Origin of the sequence: Sphingobium sp. CCH11-B1 (assembly GCF_001556865.1) — a bacterium.
In the GTDB taxonomy this organism is placed as follows: domain Bacteria; phylum Pseudomonadota; class Alphaproteobacteria; order Sphingomonadales; family Sphingomonadaceae; genus Sphingobium.
Genome location: NZ_LSJY01000005.1, coordinates 1 through 14,261, shown reverse-complemented (window position 1 = coordinate 14,261; position 14,261 = coordinate 1). Strand labels below are relative to the sequence as shown.

Annotated in this window: 17 protein-coding genes; 2 read left to right on the top strand and 15 right to left on the bottom strand. The window is 64.3% G+C overall.

Annotated features, from left to right (window positions below; genetic code table 11):
* Positions 1 to 257: 257 nt before the first annotated feature.
* From traU to AX724_RS01380, 14 genes are all read right to left on the bottom strand, one after another.
* Positions 258 to 1,283 (bottom strand): conjugal transfer pilus assembly protein TraU, encoded by a 1,026-nt coding sequence (gene traU / locus AX724_RS01445; RefSeq protein ID WP_066762789.1) that lies wholly within the window; start codon positions 1,281 to 1,283, stop codon positions 258 to 260.
* Positions 1,283 to 1,552, bottom strand: a complete 270-nt coding sequence (locus AX724_RS01440; protein ID WP_066762782.1) for a hypothetical protein — start codon at positions 1,550 to 1,552, stop codon at positions 1,283 to 1,285. Before AX724_RS01440 ends, traU begins: the two co-directional genes overlap by 1 nt.
* Positions 1,552 to 2,208, bottom strand: coding sequence for a type-F conjugative transfer system protein TraW (traW, locus tag AX724_RS01435; RefSeq protein WP_066762775.1), 657 nt, complete (start codon positions 2,206 to 2,208; stop codon positions 1,552 to 1,554). Before traW ends, AX724_RS01440 begins: the two co-directional genes overlap by 1 nt.
* On the bottom strand, positions 2,205 to 2,750 hold the full coding sequence (locus tag AX724_RS01430; protein ID WP_066762772.1) for a S26 family signal peptidase: 546 nt from the start codon (positions 2,748 to 2,750) through the stop codon (positions 2,205 to 2,207). Before AX724_RS01430 ends, traW begins: the two co-directional genes overlap by 4 nt.
* Positions 2,731 to 3,411, bottom strand: a complete 681-nt coding sequence (locus tag AX724_RS01425; RefSeq protein ID WP_066762770.1) for a type-F conjugative transfer system protein TrbI — start codon at positions 3,409 to 3,411, stop codon at positions 2,731 to 2,733. Before AX724_RS01425 ends, AX724_RS01430 begins: the two co-directional genes overlap by 20 nt.
* Entirely contained in the window at positions 3,404 to 3,643 is a 240-nt protein-coding gene (locus AX724_RS01420) for a hypothetical protein (RefSeq protein ID WP_443018627.1), read from the bottom strand. Before AX724_RS01420 ends, AX724_RS01425 begins: the two co-directional genes overlap by 8 nt.
* A gap of 120 nt (positions 3,644 to 3,763) precedes the next feature.
* A complete protein-coding gene (traC, locus tag AX724_RS01415) occupies positions 3,764 to 6,349 on the bottom strand; it encodes a type IV secretion system protein TraC (RefSeq protein ID WP_066762757.1) in 2,586 nt (861 codons plus the stop codon).
* Between the two features lies 1 nt (position 6,350).
* On the bottom strand, positions 6,351 to 7,358 hold the full coding sequence (locus AX724_RS01410) for a TraV family lipoprotein (RefSeq protein ID WP_066762753.1): 1,008 nt from the start codon (positions 7,356 to 7,358) through the stop codon (positions 6,351 to 6,353).
* On the bottom strand, positions 7,355 to 8,230 hold the full coding sequence (locus AX724_RS01405; protein WP_066762744.1) for a DsbC family protein: 876 nt from the start codon (positions 8,228 to 8,230) through the stop codon (positions 7,355 to 7,357). Before AX724_RS01405 ends, AX724_RS01410 begins: the two co-directional genes overlap by 4 nt.
* Positions 8,217 to 9,542 carry a TraB/VirB10 family protein gene (locus tag AX724_RS01400; protein WP_066762739.1) on the bottom strand — a complete coding sequence of 442 codons (1,326 nt, stop codon included), beginning with the start codon at positions 9,540 to 9,542 and terminating at the stop codon, positions 8,217 to 8,219. The genes AX724_RS01405 and AX724_RS01400 overlap by 14 nt, the downstream gene beginning before the upstream one ends.
* 4 nt (positions 9,543 to 9,546) lie before the next feature.
* On the bottom strand, positions 9,547 to 10,383 hold the full coding sequence (locus AX724_RS01395) for a type-F conjugative transfer system secretin TraK (RefSeq protein WP_066762736.1): 837 nt from the start codon (positions 10,381 to 10,383) through the stop codon (positions 9,547 to 9,549).
* Positions 10,380 to 10,961 (bottom strand): type IV conjugative transfer system protein TraE, encoded by a 582-nt coding sequence (locus tag AX724_RS01390; RefSeq protein WP_066762735.1) that lies wholly within the window; start codon positions 10,959 to 10,961, stop codon positions 10,380 to 10,382. Before AX724_RS01390 ends, AX724_RS01395 begins: the two co-directional genes overlap by 4 nt.
* Position 10,962: 1 nt before the next feature.
* A complete protein-coding gene (gene traL / locus AX724_RS01385; RefSeq protein WP_066762733.1) occupies positions 10,963 to 11,253 on the bottom strand; it encodes a type IV conjugative transfer system protein TraL in 291 nt (96 codons plus the stop codon).
* 61 nt (positions 11,254 to 11,314) lie between these two features.
* Positions 11,315 to 11,635 (bottom strand): TrbC/VirB2 family protein, encoded by a 321-nt coding sequence (locus AX724_RS01380; protein WP_066762730.1) that lies wholly within the window; start codon positions 11,633 to 11,635, stop codon positions 11,315 to 11,317.
* A gap of 531 nt (positions 11,636 to 12,166) precedes the next feature.
* Here AX724_RS01380 and AX724_RS24290 point away from each other — a divergent pair.
* Both AX724_RS24290 and AX724_RS01370 read left to right on the top strand, forming a co-directional pair.
* Positions 12,167 to 12,442: a hypothetical protein gene (locus AX724_RS24290; RefSeq protein ID WP_230188893.1), complete on the top strand. Its 276-nt coding sequence runs from the start codon at positions 12,167 to 12,169 to the stop codon at positions 12,440 to 12,442.
* Between the two features lie 118 nt (positions 12,443 to 12,560).
* The gene (locus tag AX724_RS01370; protein ID WP_066762725.1) at positions 12,561 to 13,067 is read left to right on the top strand and encodes a helix-turn-helix domain-containing protein; all 507 of its coding nucleotides are present in this window, start codon (positions 12,561 to 12,563) and stop codon (positions 13,065 to 13,067) included.
* Between the two features lie 55 nt (positions 13,068 to 13,122).
* Here AX724_RS01370 and AX724_RS01365 read toward each other — a convergent pair whose 3' ends face one another.
* Positions 13,123 to 14,067, bottom strand: a complete 945-nt coding sequence (locus tag AX724_RS01365; protein WP_066762723.1) for a lytic transglycosylase domain-containing protein — start codon at positions 14,065 to 14,067, stop codon at positions 13,123 to 13,125.
* Positions 14,068 to 14,261: the final 194 nt, after the last annotated feature.

Below are 14,261 nucleotides of genomic sequence, written 5' to 3'. Positions count from 1 at the left end.
ACGCTCAGCACTTCGCTGGCGTTCCAGTGGCTGGTTTTGTCACCGCCCTGCACACCTGCGGCTGACGGGCCGCATTCGGTACATTTCAGGTCTCCTGCTCTGAGGCCAACCGCCGGAACGCGGCAAACCTTGGAGACCCCCTTCCGCCCCGACTCCTTCCGTCGGGTGGGGTGGCATCGCAGCCACCGGTCGATCGTCAGCAAGACGATCGAAAGGATTATGATGTTGATTTACATACATATATCCTTTCTGCGCCGTCACGGCGCACGCACGCAGCAATTGCGCTTGCGCCAGACGAGATAGCCCATGTCCTCGCCGGCGGCGGGATAGGCGCGGCCTGCGTCAGGCGGCATGGTGGATGCCCCGATCGCCGAGCAGGCGAAGCGGCCGCTCACCGTCGGGATCGGGTTGACCATCTGGAAGCGGTACTGCTGCTTCCGCATGATCGGCATGAGATACTTCTTGCAGAGCCCCGCCGAGCCCATCGTGCCCCAGGCCAGCGCCTCGCGGTGCATCTTGTAGGCGAAGCGCGACAGGGCGAGCCGCGAGGACTGCACATGGCCGATCGAGGACGGGACGTTGCCGTTCAGCGGATACATGCTGCCCTGGCAGCCCGCGCACCAGAACAGCGGATCGAGCGGGAGATGGACGGTACCGGCGATGCAGTCGCCGGCGCAGGCGACCTGCGCGATCGGATTGGCGAAGACGATCGCCTCCGGGTTGATCAGCGCCGTCAGCGAATCGTCCTGCCAGAGCGGATCGATCTCGGTCATATAGGCGATGTCGAAGCTCGCCTGCTCGAAGCAGACGAAGTCGGTGAGGATCTCCATCCAGTAGAGAAGCGGATAGACATACCAGTGGACGTGCCACTTCGCGGTGCTCTGGGATCGCCCGCCGACCATCGACGGGCCCGCGAGATAGCCCTGCCCGATGTCGAAGCCGGGCGCGATGCGGATGCCCCCCAGGTTCGGGAAACACCACGGCTTCATCGTGACGTCGGCGAGCCGGGCCGGCTCCCAAAAGCCGACGGCGATGCCGATCCGCGGAATGGGACTGCCGCACAGGCAAATGGGCGAGGCGGGATTGCTGGTATCCGGGCGGCCGCTCGGCCAGATATTGAGGCCGCCCACCGATAGCGGGAAGAGGCAGGACCAGCAGACGTCGGTGATCGGATTGACGAATTTGCCGTGGCAGGTCGGACCGGCCGCCTCGGCGCTCGGCGCGAGGACGAAGGCCGCGATCATCATCACGAAGAGCCGCACAGCGGATCGAACGGCGCGCATCACTGATCCTCCCCGGCAGCGTCGAGAAAAGCGGAGTCGGCGCGGTGCTTGCGCGCGAGGTAGAGCGCGGTGGTCAAAAGCACCGCGACGAGCAGCGCGGCGATCGCGCAGGGCGCCGCCCGGCCGATGAGGCGCAGCAAGGGCTGCAGGGCGAGGACGCTGACGCCCAACAGGAGGCAGAGAAGCTGCCAGATCCGTCGCAGCCGCCGAAGATCGGCCGTCTCAGGCGCCGCCATCGGCGTTCGGAGCATGTCGAGCCACAGCGGCATCAGCTCGGTCCTCCCGTCTTGAGGACGACCTCTGTGACCTTCATGACCTTGCCAGCCTGGGCAACGACCGCAGGCGTGTGCTCGATGCCGAAGCGCGAGGTGAGCTTGCCTTCCTGGTCGAAGTAGAAGCGCCGTTTCTTCGCGGTCATCTGCTCGATCGGCGAGCCATTCACGAAGATGATCTTGGCCTTGAGGTCGGAATAGCGAGCCGTCGCCCAGGAAAGCTGGTCGACGTCATCGCCGTCGATGAAGACCAGATCCTGCCGGATCGTGACGAGGTCGAGCGGGTTGATCCGCTGGCCCTTGGCGGCGATCAAATTGCCCTTCTGGTCGCGAATGTCGCGTTCCATCGTGATCGAGGGATCGAAGTCCCAGCTTCGGGCGGTGCGCGCGGGCGTGATGCCCGACACGGGATCGGGCCGCCGGACCTTGGCCTCGACGCGCTTGGCAAACATCTCGTTCGTGCGCGCGAGCTCGCCGCTCGCCTCCGCGCGCTTCAGGCGGTTCTCGATCGTCGAGAGCAGATCAGGCTCGATCACCGGGAAGGTCTGCGCCGCCTGGCCGTAATCCTTCGCTTCCGATCGCATCGGCCCGATGACGACGAGCGCTCCGACCGTCGCGGCGACGGCGAGGCCGCCTGTAACGAGCATCCTCATAGGATGGGCTCCCCGGTTCCGATGACCTGGCGCGCGCAGACAAAGCCGATCTCGGCATAGCGGCTGTCGAAGCCATCCTTGTGCGGCGTCGCCGCGAAATAGCATCCCGGTGGCACGACCCCGGTCGCGCCCGGTGTCAGCGGCTCGCCGAACCGCGTGAGCGGCTTCATTTGCGCGACCGCGCGGCCGTTCACGGCGACCTCGCGGCCGGCATGGCTGATAGTGTCGCCCGGCATGCCGTAGACGATCTTGCCGAACATCCGGGGCTTCGCGCCGAAATGGCGGCGTAGGAGCGCGCTCTGAGGCGGATCGAAGAACAGATAGTCGCCTCGCGCCGGCAGCTTGTGTCGCTGAATCAGGAAGGCCCAGTTCGGCAGCGAGTCAGTCGTATTGATCAGCAGGAGATGGTCGCTGCGCCACTCGGCGATCGCGCTCAGGACGATGCTGCCCGCGACGAAAAGGCCGAAGAGCTGCCACAGCCGCATCCGCGGCCGCCAGGCTTGAGCCGGCGCGGCAGCGGGTTTACTGGCCGCCGCTGCCATCGGGACCTCCGAAGGTGGACACCTGGGCCGCCGGCGGGGCATATTGCGGCGCAGCCTGCTGTTGCATGGGCCCGGCTTGCATGCCCTGCGCCGCCAGCATCGGATCGATCGGCACAGAAGCCCCCGGCAACTGCCCGGCGATCTGTGCCTGGGGAACGACTTGCGGCTGAGCGGCCGCCATTGCCTGCTGTTCGAGCTGCTGGAGCTCCTCGGCCGACGCCTGACGAGGCCGTGGCACGCCCGAAGCATAGACCGCATTCTTCAGGCTGTCGGTGATGTCCGGCACGTTCTTCGTCAGCACGGCCTCCCCGACGAGGACGATCTGGCCGCCGGCGCTGCGCCTTTGCAGTTCCTTGTCGAGCGACGCCATGAAGGTGCGCATCTCGGCTTCGACCTGCGCCGGTGGCGATGCCGAGCGCGCCTGGGCCTGCACATATTCGCCGACGATCGATGACAGACGGGCTGAGACGATATGATCCTGCTTCGGCGTGACGAGCGTCTTCGTCACCCACATGCCCCAGATGGCTGCAGCCAGGAGGATCAGTCCGCCAAGGATTTGCATCCGGCTATAGCCGGCAAAGTAAGTCCGTCGTGGCGCCCTTGCCGGCTCGAGAGGGGCCGCCGGCGGCGCGGGAAGATCGAGTTCGGGTTGCTCAGCCATGGCGGGGATCTCCCTGCGTCCGGGCCGGGGGCATGATCCTGCCGCGCCGCAGGACGATGAGCCCTGCAGAGAGGATGACATGGGCCACGGCGAAGACTGTCTTGAAGGACGCGACGCGGGGCGGCGTCGCGATGACGTAGCGGGTGGTCAGGTTGTTGAGCTGGTTCATCAGCCCGTCGAGCGAGAAGCCGCCGAGCGCGAGAAAGAACAGAGCGAAGAGACCCCAGGTCATCAGTAGGGTCGAGGCCAGGAATCCCGCAAAATGCAGTCCAAAGTAGAGTAGGGCGCGCGTGTCGACCGAGGGATTGCTGCGCGTCCTGACCTTAGTCTGTGGGCTCCTGGTCGCCATTGCTCACTCCGCCGCCTGCGCGAGCTCGGCATCGCCGTGCGTGGCCCATTTCTCGGGATTGTCGGGGAAGGCGATCCGCTCGATCGCCTCGTCCATGCTGAGGCCCTGCGCGACCAGGTCCTCAATCGCGGCATAGACGGCGGGACTGGACGAATAGACCGTGGCCGAGAAGGGATCGAGCACCAGACGCCCGACGGCCAGCGTCTCGGGGCCCTTGATCAGGATATCGGAATATTCACGGCCGTTGATCTTGAGCGAGCGCAGCAGCGCGTCAGTGTAATCGTCCATCTCGAAGCGGTCGTGCTTCTTGAAATCCGCGATCGTCTCCGGCTTTTGCTGGAGGATCACGAACCAGTCGGAATTCTCCAGCGCGGCAACCGAGCCGGCCGATTTGTAATAGTCGTTGAGCGACTGGGTCGCCGTCACCAGCGAGGCGCCATATTTGCGGCAGGTGCGCGCATAGGTCTCGATGAAGTCGGCCATCGCGCCGCCGCGCAGCATCTGCCACGCTTCGTCGAGCAGCAGCGCCTTGGGGATCGAACGATCGATCTTGCGCATCATCTGCTGCGACATGAACATGATCGCGGTGAGGACCACGCTCCTCAGTTCCTCGCGCGAGGACAGGTCGGACAGCTCGAACACGGTGAGCTGCGCCGACAGTTCGAACGACACCTCGCCCTGGAAGAAGCGGCCATAGGTGCCGCCCGACGAGAAGGGCCGCATGGCGATGCCGAGGTCGCTCGCCTGGTGGTTGCCCGTCGCATCGAGCGCGGCGATCACATCGTCGATCGAGCCGGCCCTGCCCTTTTCTTCCCAGACCGCGTTGACCGCGCCGTCGATCAGGCCCCGCTCGGTGTCGTTCAGCCGGTCGATGTGACGTGCCATTTGGTTCACGATGGCCTTGAGCATCGCCATGCAGTCGAGCAGATAGTCCTCGTCTTGCCTGGCCAGCTCCTCGTCGATCATGCTGAACGGGTTGAGACAGAAGCCCGACGACATGGTGAACTCGACGAAGGCGCCGCCCTGCAGTTTGGCCGAGTGCTCGAACGAGCGGCCGTCGTCGATCACGACGACACGCGCGCCGGCGCCGCACAGCGACGCGCACAGTTCCTGAAGCGTCACCGACTTGCCCGACCCGGACTTGCCGACGACGGCGACATTATGGTTCCCCGCCTTGTTCTCGAAGGGACTCCAGAAATAGGGCTGGCCGCGCCGCCCGATCAGCATCAGATGCGGAACCTGGCTTCCCAGAAACTCACCTTGGATCGGGGCGAGATTGGCGGCCGTCGTGGTGAGCAGCGTGCGCATCCGTTTCATGCGCTCAAGGTCGCGCGAAAGCCCATTCGCCATCGTCATGGGCATCGCGCACAGCAGCCCCATGATCTGCAGATATCGATCGTCGAGGAGGTCCCAGCCCGCAGCCCGGTAGACCGACTTCAGCACCCGCTCGTTGGCATCACCCCTGCCCTTGGGCGAGAAAGAGGTGACGCTGAAGAACACCCGAACAAGTTTGCGGCCCTGGCGGATTTCGTCGTTCACATAGCGCCATTCCTGGCTCTGGTCCTTGAGCTGCGGGAGGAAGCGTGACGACTTGGAATCGGCGAGGCTCGTCGTCCGCATGAACTTGAAGCTCGCCTTGTTGCTCGCAGCCATGGGATCGGGGAATTCGACGCAGAGATTGGTCGCGATCGGGCACGGCATGCGCAGCTTGTCGGTGAACATGTCGCCGATCAGGCGGGCGACATCCCAGGGCGCCCAGCGCGCCGGCAGGTTGCGGACCGAAAAGGAGCGGACGTCGAAGACGTCGGGCAGGATCTCGCCAATCTCTGGTGCTTCGTCGATCGTCTTGCCAGTGGGGCGGAAGCGCTCGGTCCGCAGCAGCATGCGGTCGGGCTCGACATGCAGCTCGACGTCGCGGCGGATGGCCTGGTCGGCGATGGGATCAAGCGGATTGTAGCTGACGACATCCTCGCCGGCCGCGGTTGTCGGCGAGGTGATGTCGTCGATCCAGGCGATCAGCGCAGGCGGGTCCATCTTGCGCGCCGAGACATTGATCGACGCCAGCGCCGAGATGAGGCCGTCCATGACCGCGACGATCTCCTCGGTCGTGACGCTCGAGGTTTCGGGCGTCGAATAGGAGATCGCGACCCGGTGGTTGCGCAGAGAAAAGGGCGCGTCGGCCGACAGTGACTTCCAGACCCCGTCGGTCAGAAAATCGACCCTGTGCTTGGCCATGCGCTCATAGACGCCGCGCGCCGAGTAGCGCGGCAGATACCATTTCGAGAGGCGCTCGCCGATCCGCGGGCTCATCCATTGGTGGAACTGCAGGCAGCCGGGCGCGGGGATCGCTTCCGACAGGAATTGCGTGAGAATCTCACCCGTCCGCTCATCAGCACCAACGAGCGGCGCCGCCTCGATCACGAAGCCCCGAGAGGCGCTGTTGTAAAAGATCCCGGTCTTGGGATCATAGCTTCGATAGGGCAGCCAGTGCGCGAGCATCGGGACACCGAGTTCCGGCCGTTCGGCGTCAGGCCGCTTGGCGTCGCCAAGTATCCCGGAAAGCAGGCTTTCGAAGACGCCCCCCGCCATCTCACTTATCCTCCTGGACGGCAGCGGGGAAGTTCGCGGCCTTCACGGTCGGAGCGATCGCGGCGGGTGCGGCCTGCACTCCCGACCGCGCGGCGGCGGCATCCCGCGCGCCCTTTGCGGCGCCGTTCGCGACGGCCTGATAGCGGGGATCGGCCTTCACACGCGCGGCCGCTTCCGTTCCGGCAACACTCGCAGCCGGCGGCGCTACCTGCGCCTTGGCTTCGGGACTGCCGCCCGTCGATGCCCCTGAGGGGGGTGGGAGCACCGACGAGGCGGCAGTCGGCGGTGAGTGGCTCAAAGCCGCCGCCGGTCCCGAGCCGGATGCCGCTTGCGCCCTGGGGGCAAGACGCGTCCTGACATCCGCTTTGATTGCTCTGATCGGATCTGGCGCCGCATCGGGCTTGCGTGCCCGCGCGGCAGCAACGGCAGCCGGATCCGGGGCATTCGGATCAGCGACGGCGAGACCCTCCAGCGGTGGATCGGCCCGGTCGACCGCGTCGGCCAGCGATTCCGGCAGAGCCGACGCGGCGGCCGCCGTGCGGCGCGGCGGCAAGGATGCCTGCATCAGCGCCTGCTGCTGCCACTCGCCGCGGGCGACGACCGCATGGACCGCGCTCGCTTCGTGGAGCCGTCCCCGCTCGTCAATGTAAGGCTGAAAGACGATCCGCAGCACTTTCTCCTGTGTGCGGCCCGCGTCAGCCACAGCGAGGCGAGCTGGCTGGATAGCCTCCGCACGGTTTGACCGGCCGCGCATGGGTTGCCGCTGATTGCCTGTGGGCAAGGTATCGGCCTCCGAAGCGTCGGCGGAGATGAGCGCCAGGGCGCGATCGTCAATCGTCGCACTCGGCGCGCAGATTCCATCCGGTGCGGCGCAAGAGAAGCTGCCGCGCACATTGCCGCCGAGGCTGGCGCAACCGCTCAGCGCGAGCAGGCTGGTGAGGCCAAACGTGCCGGCAAGCCAGAGCCGCTGGCGCGCGCCAACACGCGCCGTGGAGGACCGCCGCGTCACGACTGCCCTCCCTTGAGCCAATTTTCGAGGAATGCGCGCGGGCGATAACCTTCGATCACCGCGCCGTCACCACGGACGATGACGGGCGTACCGCTCAGACCATGGCGGTGGGCGAATGCCTCGTTCGCATCGAGCCCGGAGGTGTCGCAGGATGCGCCGCCCTTTACCTCCTCGCCCGCATAGGCCGCGTGAAGGGCGGCTTCGCGGTTCCTGGCGCAATAGACGCGATCCGCCACGTCGCGGCTCCCCAGAACCGAGATCGGCCGTTCGACCACGCGCAGGTTCATATCCTTCAGCACGCTCGTCAGCGCCCGGCAGTAGCCGCAGCGGAAGTCGGTGAAGACCGTGACCGTCTGGCCCGACGGATTGCCCCAGACGATGGCACCATCGCGCGGCAGTTCCGCCAGCGAGAGCTTTTGCGGCGTCGCAGGGCGGGCAAGCTTCTCGGCGCGCCCGGGCGTCGCTGCTGCGAGCTGGGCGCTTTCGTCGTCGCCTCCCGCATTGGCCGCGGCATTTGCCTTGGCGGCAGCCCCAACCAGCATGTCAGGGTTCATTTCGAGCAGCCGGGCGGCGGTGATGTCCTGCCGGGTCTGCATGTCATAAACACGCCCGATGACGAGGAAGCGCGCCCCGGTGTCCACGTAGAACAGGTTGGCGCCGGCGGTGACCTCGCAGAGACCACTGATCTTCCCGCAATCGATCGCGGTGACCGGCGTCTTGGGCAACCGCGTCTTCAGCAGCAGCCGGACCCGATCTTCCGGGCTGTTGGTGTCGGCCGCAAGCGCGATACCGGCAACGCTGAGCCCAAGAAGCGTGGTGAGGACCAGGCGCGACGGACGCGCCAGCGTGCGGATGCGGTCAATTGCGGACATAAACACCCTCCAGGAAAACGATTTCGACGTCGATGCCGGTCGGCATCTCGATCACCGGCTGGTACTGCTCGGCGCGCTCGATCAGATATTTGGAGACCATGTCGCCGGTCTGGGCGACGCCTTCGCCAAAGCCGCCTTCCAGGATGTCACCGGTCGAGAGCTTCTGGCGCTGGCCGTTGGTGGTGATGTTGGTGCCCTGGAAGACCGAGTTGGCGTTGGCGGAGAAGCCGCGACCGAACCCGCCGGCCAGACCTGCCAGGAAGGCCTGCGTGACGAGCGATCCTTCGCGCGAGACCACCCGGCCGCGCACGCCCGTCTTGCCGCCGAAGGCGATGAAGCCCTTGACCTCGGACACGGCATAGCGGCCCCCGGGCTGCGGGCATGTCATCTTCTGGAGCTTGACGTAGACCTTCTCGCTCGAGAGATCGCCGCGCGCTGCGCCGTTGATGAGGCAGCCCTCGATCTTCGTCGTGAGCAGGCGGCCATTCTGGTAGACCGAGCGCGCCGGGCCCGTGACGCGCAGCACCACCGGCAAGGGATCGCTCTGGCTATTGACCCCGGCGCTGGCATCGACGCCGACGATGACCTTCGCGCGCGCGAAACTGTTGGGCGGCAGATAGTTGACGCTGTCGGTATAGACCGTGTTGCCCTTGGCGACCCGCGAAGCGTTTCCGCTGTCGGCCGTGGTGAAATTGACGAGCTTCACCTCGGCGGGCGAGGCAACCGGAGCGGCCCCCTGTGCGGCGCCCTGTCCGTCGGGACGCTGATAGGCCTGCGGTCCATTGGGGCCATACATCGCTGAGGGTCCGGGCGTCGGCGCCTGCGCCGTGCGCCGGTCCGCAACTTGCCGACGCAGCTGCTCGTTCTCGGCCTGATAGGCTGACAGCACGCGCTGACCATCGGCCTGCATCGCCTGGTTCTGGCCTTTCAGGGCCTCGACCTGCGCCGTCAGCATCTCGAGCCGGTGGTTCTGCCCGTCGATCGACTTGAGCTGGTTCTCGGTGGACTGGAAGCGATTCTCGGAAAGCGCCATCCACTCCTGCTGGGAGAGATTGCGGTTGACGAGATCCTTGGTCGATACGTTGACCTCGCTGACACGATCGTCGGCGAGCTTGGACTTGTTGTCGTCACCGCCGAAGATCCAGAAAGAGGAAATGAAGAGACCCACGCCCGCTACGCCCGCCAGCAGCAGGCGTTGACGGCGGCGGACCGCATCATTGCCGCCAAGGTCTCCGGAGACCGGGGAGACCCCTTCTTCGGAGCCCCCGTCGAGCGGGCGGCGCTTGCGGTTCAGGATGTCGGAAAGAGCCATATCCTCACCTTCCCGTGAGAGTGTTTTGGCCAGCCAGCGGGCTGGGACCATTCTGCGAGACGAGATAGGCCGTGGTGACCTTGCCGGGCGCCAGCTTGCTGTCGGCGATCGACACGGCGAGCGCGCTCGATGGAGCGATCATGCTCTCGGTGAGCTCGACGCTCTGGTCGCCCTTGTTCTCGATCCGGAGAACCCTGCCGGTCAGCTCTGCCCCCCGATACTCGGCGATCATCTGGACCTTGAGGGTCCCGACATAGACCGGGCGAAGGGTGCGCTGGCGCATCTCATATCCGTCCGCGACGGCGTTCGAATACATCGCCTGGACAAGCTCGACCGCAGCATCCTGGGGGCCAAGCTGGTTCGTGGGACCGTTCTCCGCGGACCGCTCGTTGGCGATCGCCGGGTTCGACACGAACACCTGGGCGGCCTGGTCGCCGCTGATGCGGCAGACGAACTTGTAGACATAGCCGCGCTTGCTTGTCGCGAAGAAGGAGAGCGCGGGACGCCCGAAACCATCGGGCACCGACAAATAGATATCGCCGCGCACCGGCTCGTTGACGACCGAGAAGTCGTCCTGCGGATTGCCGGTCGAGATTTTCGACACCGACGCGAATTCGTCTTCGACAAGGCTGATGCGTGTTAGGTCCTTGGCCGAGGCGGTGCAATCGACCTGGGCGCTGTCGCTCGCCATGATCGTCTGGTCGGCAAAGGCCGGCTCGGCGATGAGAAAGAGTGCGACGGCAACGAGGCTTGCGCCAATGAAGCGGCTCGCATGGCAATAGACGCGTGTGAGGAAGGCAGTGCCGAGGGCGGCACTCCCGATGGCATAGACCGGCATCATTGGTCGCTCCCCTGTTGGTCCTTGGCGGCGCCGGTCTTCACCATTCCGAAGCCGACCAGCGTCAGCGACAGGCCGGAATATTCCCAGTCGTAGCGGAAGGTCCGGTTCTCGCTGGAGATGACCTTGTTGCCGACGATTGTGTGTAGCTCGCCGGTCACCTCCGAACGGAGGTTCTTGGTATCGATCTCCATCTTTTGGATGGTGAAGAACTGAGAGATCGACGAGCCGCGCTGCTCATTGACGATCTTGAGCAGGTCGGCTTTGATCTTGCCCTGCGTTCGCGGGCTCGCAATATCCAGCACCGCATTCATCCAGTATTCGAGATTTTGCGGGCTACGATCGAGCGTCAGCACGACCGTGTCGCGGGTGATCATCTCGAGATATTCGCGGCTGACACCCGCGGAGCTGATCGTCAGAGGAGAGCGCAACACCGGCTGCAGCACAACCTCCCGCTCACGCGACAGGCTGACGGTGAAGAGCAGCAGGGTGAGCGCGCCCAGAGCGGCTGCGGCAACGGCCAGGATGTTGCGCTGGCGCAGGATCCGCTGGCTGTTCGTATGGCTGTAGGAAAGTTCCATATCACCCCGCCATCAGTCGGAGATATGAGGGTGGCGTGGCCTTGAGACCGGTGAAGCCGGCCGGCAGATACCAATAGGCCAGGTGAAGCAGCCAGGACGTCGCCCGACCTGCCTTAGCTTTTCTGAGACCCCACCAGCCTGCACCCGAAAGAAGCATGCCGATGACGATGTGCTGAGACAGGATCCCCCAGACGAATGGAATGACCATCGCCAGGAACTCATCCAGCGTCCACAGCCCGATCAGCTCGGGATCGTCCAGATGAGTTGGAATGACGTACTTGTCTGCTGCCATTGCACCACCCCCTCCTTGTGCCCGGGCGGAGCTGCTACTTCGCGCCAGGCCTCGGATCGGTTCAGATCGTCGCGGTCACGGTCGAGGTGACGATCGGAATGCCGGTGCCGGCGCCCACGCCGACACCGACGGGAATCGCGATCTGGCCCATCGAAAACCGGCCCGACGCAAGCGCGACGATGCCGCCGGCAAGGCTGAGCACGGTGATGATCTTGCCGCCCGACCCTTCGAGGAAGTCGGTGAACTTGGTGAGCGCGGTGTTGAACGTCGTGTCGGCGCCGGCGAACGCGGGCCCCGCGAAGAAGAGACAAGCGAACAGGAGTGCGGCGAGGGCGAGGATCGCCAGCTCCGCGTGTCCGCTCTTTTTGAGGACAGACTGCATGTGGATTTCCTTCGGTTGGAGACGCGACGGAACCGCGCCCAAGCAAAGGGTGACCAGTCGGCTCTTGGCCGAGCAACGGGACTGCGAGCCGGCCGTTCGCGAATCGTAATTTTTTGTGTGCTTAGTTTCGGCGCGACCAACTTGGCGGGGCGCAGCGCTGCGGCTGCAGGGCGCGCTGCCCCATTTATGGGGCACCTCGTCCTCGCCTCGGGGCAACCTGCCCCAAATTGCGAAAGCCGTTAAACAGCTATAGATTCGCGGCGCGGGACTCGCGAGGTGTTAATCGATATCCTTTCGTAAACCTTCCGCAGCGCCCGACGATTACCGGGCTCCTTTCGATATGAGGCTGAGCAGGACGTGGGCAGAACCGGCGCTGAGTCCCCTGATTGTACGCTCGACATCTCCGAGCACCTTTTTTGCCTGACCACGGAAAGTCTTCGGCTTAGGTCGAACGAGACAAAGTCGTACCAAACCCTCGAATCCCTCCTGGAAGCCCGGAATGGAAGTCTTGAGCGAATCAGGGACCGCGACATGACCACGTTGAAAGAGCATCTGGTCGCAATTCCCACACAAGGAGACATCCGTATCGAACTGCATATTTCTCAGACGAGCGCCGACTGCCTGGGTGAGGTCAAAGACCTTCTCAGCAAGGAGATGGACACCGATCTCACCGTCGGCGATGCCCTTTCCGTCTTGCTCTTCGACTACATGTCGGAACTGAAGGCTGCGTGGGTTTTGGAGCGACTGGACCTCGAACGGCTGATACCTGCCAGGATCGCCATCCCGCCGAGTAGCCCGCGTCACTAGAAGAGTTATACCGCCTTTCAGTGATTTGGATGTTGCTCACTTTGGCCCCAACCGAGCTTGCAAATGAAGATTCCGTCATGTTCTCTTCATCTTCCAGAAAGGTGTGGAGGGCATCTGCATGCCGGAAGCCTCGGATTCGCAGTCGATCGGCACGGTTGATCCAGACTATATTCGTCTGATCCGCGACCTGATGGCCGCGCATGATACGCCGCATCGTTCGCTCGCTGAAAAGACCGGCATCAGCAAGTCCCGGCTCGGACGCATTCTTCATCAAAGCCCGCATAAGCGTCTGTCCATGACAGTCGATGAGCTTGAAGCAATCCTCCACGCGCTGGGAACGAATATCCTCAAAGCTTTCCTGCGCACCGAAGCGTTGCGCGACCTCGATCCTTCGGATCACGCGCGCTACGAGAGCGTGATCAATCTCGTTGGCGATATCGTGAAAGACCTCGGGCAGGAGTTGGTGAAGACGCTCGAAAATATGAACGGCATCGACGGTACCGAGCCACAACCTCATTGGGTCGGCATTCTCCGCAACGGTTGGATCGAGGATATCGCCAAAGCCGTCGCCTTTGTCATGGGACGCCGCACCGTGATCACCCAGCGCGATGAACTCTGGCGCTGACACCTCCACTGCGGGCCGTTCGCTCGCCTGCCTTGCAAGGCAGGTTCTCGCCTCCTCAGAAACTGGATATCGCGACCGTTCGGCCGAAAGTGCGCCGATCGCTCGGCACGATCGTCGCCTGCCGATAGGTCCCGCTCAGCCGCGACCAGTTGAGCAGTACATTGTCGACATAGGCCTGCGTTTCGGCGATCCGCGGCACGAGCCCGTTCCGAACCCGTCCTGGACCCGCATTATAGGCGGCCAGAGCGAGATGGTAGTGCCCGAAGCGGTCGAGTTGCTGACGCAGATATTTTGCGCCTCCGCGCAGATTCTCCTCCACGCTGTAGCGATTGACGCCGAGCGATACCGCCGTGTCGGGCATCAACTGAGTGAGACCAAAAGCACTTTTCGGGGAAGAGGCATCGGGTCGATAGCGGCTTTCCCGAATGATCATGGCGTCGAACAGCCCCACCGGGATGCCGTACTGGCAGGCGATCTTGCTCATCATGCCGTAGTAACTCGCCCGTCGCATCTCGGCATCGGAAGCGAGGAATCCGGCCGGCCGGTAGCCCGGCGTATAGCAACCTGGCACGTAGCTGTAGGCCGCAGCGGCGAACACTGGTCCTCCGCGCATCCAAAGCGGCACCGGGATCGAGGACGCCTGCGAAATGCCTATGGGAGGGGAAAGCCCGTCTGGCTGCGCCACACCGACGTGGGCGAACGGATCCTCGTCACTGTCGGATGCCTCGCTCGCCTCCTCACCAACGAAACTGTCGGCCATCTGGAACTCGACCCAGCGCCGGCTGAGATCGTGGACCTTGAAGTCCGGAGCCACAGGCCCAGATGCGCTTTCAGCGCGAACATCCCCTTGTGCGGGCTGGGGCGCTGCAGCGGCATCCGGCTTGCCCGTCGGCCCCATGGCGATGAGCTGCACACTGCGCGCAGGTGGCGCTGTTTTCGAACCAGCTTGCGCTTGGGCAGCGCAGATGAGGCTCGTCGCCACCAGGAAATACACACGCATAGAGACCTCCCCTTTTGCGAACTGAGGAAAGGGAAGATCAGCAGATGTCGGCTTGTCAATCCGCCGGCATGCGCTCCATGCGGCCTTCACGCAGCGCAGGAGGCAGGCAAATGTGGTTGATCGCACGCCACAGCGACGGCTGAGGATCAGCGTGCAATAGGCACCCCCTTCGTGGGGTGATCGGCGTGCAAAAA

What these genes read in the sequence shown, in the direction of transcription:
- traU (WP_066762789.1), bottom strand. Translation starts at nt 1,283, where the DNA reads ATGCGCGCCGTTCGATCCGCTGTGCGGCTCTTCGTGATGATGATCGCG.
- AX724_RS01440 (WP_066762782.1), bottom strand. Translation starts at nt 1,552, where the DNA reads ATGCCGCTGTGGCTCGACATGCTCCGAACGCCGATGGCGGCGCCTGAG.
- traW (WP_066762775.1), bottom strand. Translation starts at nt 2,208, where the DNA reads ATGAGGATGCTCGTTACAGGCGGCCTCGCCGTCGCCGCGACGGTCGGA.
- AX724_RS01430 (WP_066762772.1), bottom strand. Translation starts at nt 2,750, where the DNA reads ATGGCAGCGGCGGCCAGTAAACCCGCTGCCGCGCCGGCTCAAGCCTGG.
- AX724_RS01425 (WP_066762770.1), bottom strand. Translation starts at nt 3,411, where the DNA reads ATGGCTGAGCAACCCGAACTCGATCTTCCCGCGCCGCCGGCGGCCCCT.
- AX724_RS01420 (WP_443018627.1), bottom strand. Translation starts at nt 3,643, where the DNA reads ATGACCTGGGGTCTCTTCGCTCTGTTCTTTCTCGCGCTCGGCGGCTTC.
- traC (WP_066762757.1), bottom strand. Translation starts at nt 6,349, where the DNA reads ATGGCGGGGGGCGTCTTCGAAAGCCTGCTTTCCGGGATACTTGGCGAC.
- AX724_RS01405 (WP_066762744.1), bottom strand. Translation starts at nt 8,230, where the DNA reads ATGTCCGCAATTGACCGCATCCGCACGCTGGCGCGTCCGTCGCGCCTG.
- AX724_RS01400 (WP_066762739.1), bottom strand. Translation starts at nt 9,542, where the DNA reads ATGGCTCTTTCCGACATCCTGAACCGCAAGCGCCGCCCGCTCGACGGG.
- AX724_RS01395 (WP_066762736.1), bottom strand. Translation starts at nt 10,383, where the DNA reads ATGATGCCGGTCTATGCCATCGGGAGTGCCGCCCTCGGCACTGCCTTC.
- AX724_RS01390 (WP_066762735.1), bottom strand. Translation starts at nt 10,961, where the DNA reads ATGGAACTTTCCTACAGCCATACGAACAGCCAGCGGATCCTGCGCCAG.
- traL (WP_066762733.1), bottom strand. Translation starts at nt 11,253, where the DNA reads ATGGCAGCAGACAAGTACGTCATTCCAACTCATCTGGACGATCCCGAG.
- AX724_RS01380 (WP_066762730.1), bottom strand. Translation starts at nt 11,635, where the DNA reads ATGCAGTCTGTCCTCAAAAAGAGCGGACACGCGGAGCTGGCGATCCTC.
- AX724_RS24290 (WP_230188893.1), top strand. Translation starts at nt 12,167, where the DNA reads ATGACCACGTTGAAAGAGCATCTGGTCGCAATTCCCACACAAGGAGAC.
- AX724_RS01370 (WP_066762725.1), top strand. Translation starts at nt 12,561, where the DNA reads ATGCCGGAAGCCTCGGATTCGCAGTCGATCGGCACGGTTGATCCAGAC.
- AX724_RS01365 (WP_066762723.1), bottom strand. Translation starts at nt 14,067, where the DNA reads ATGCGTGTGTATTTCCTGGTGGCGACGAGCCTCATCTGCGCTGCCCAA.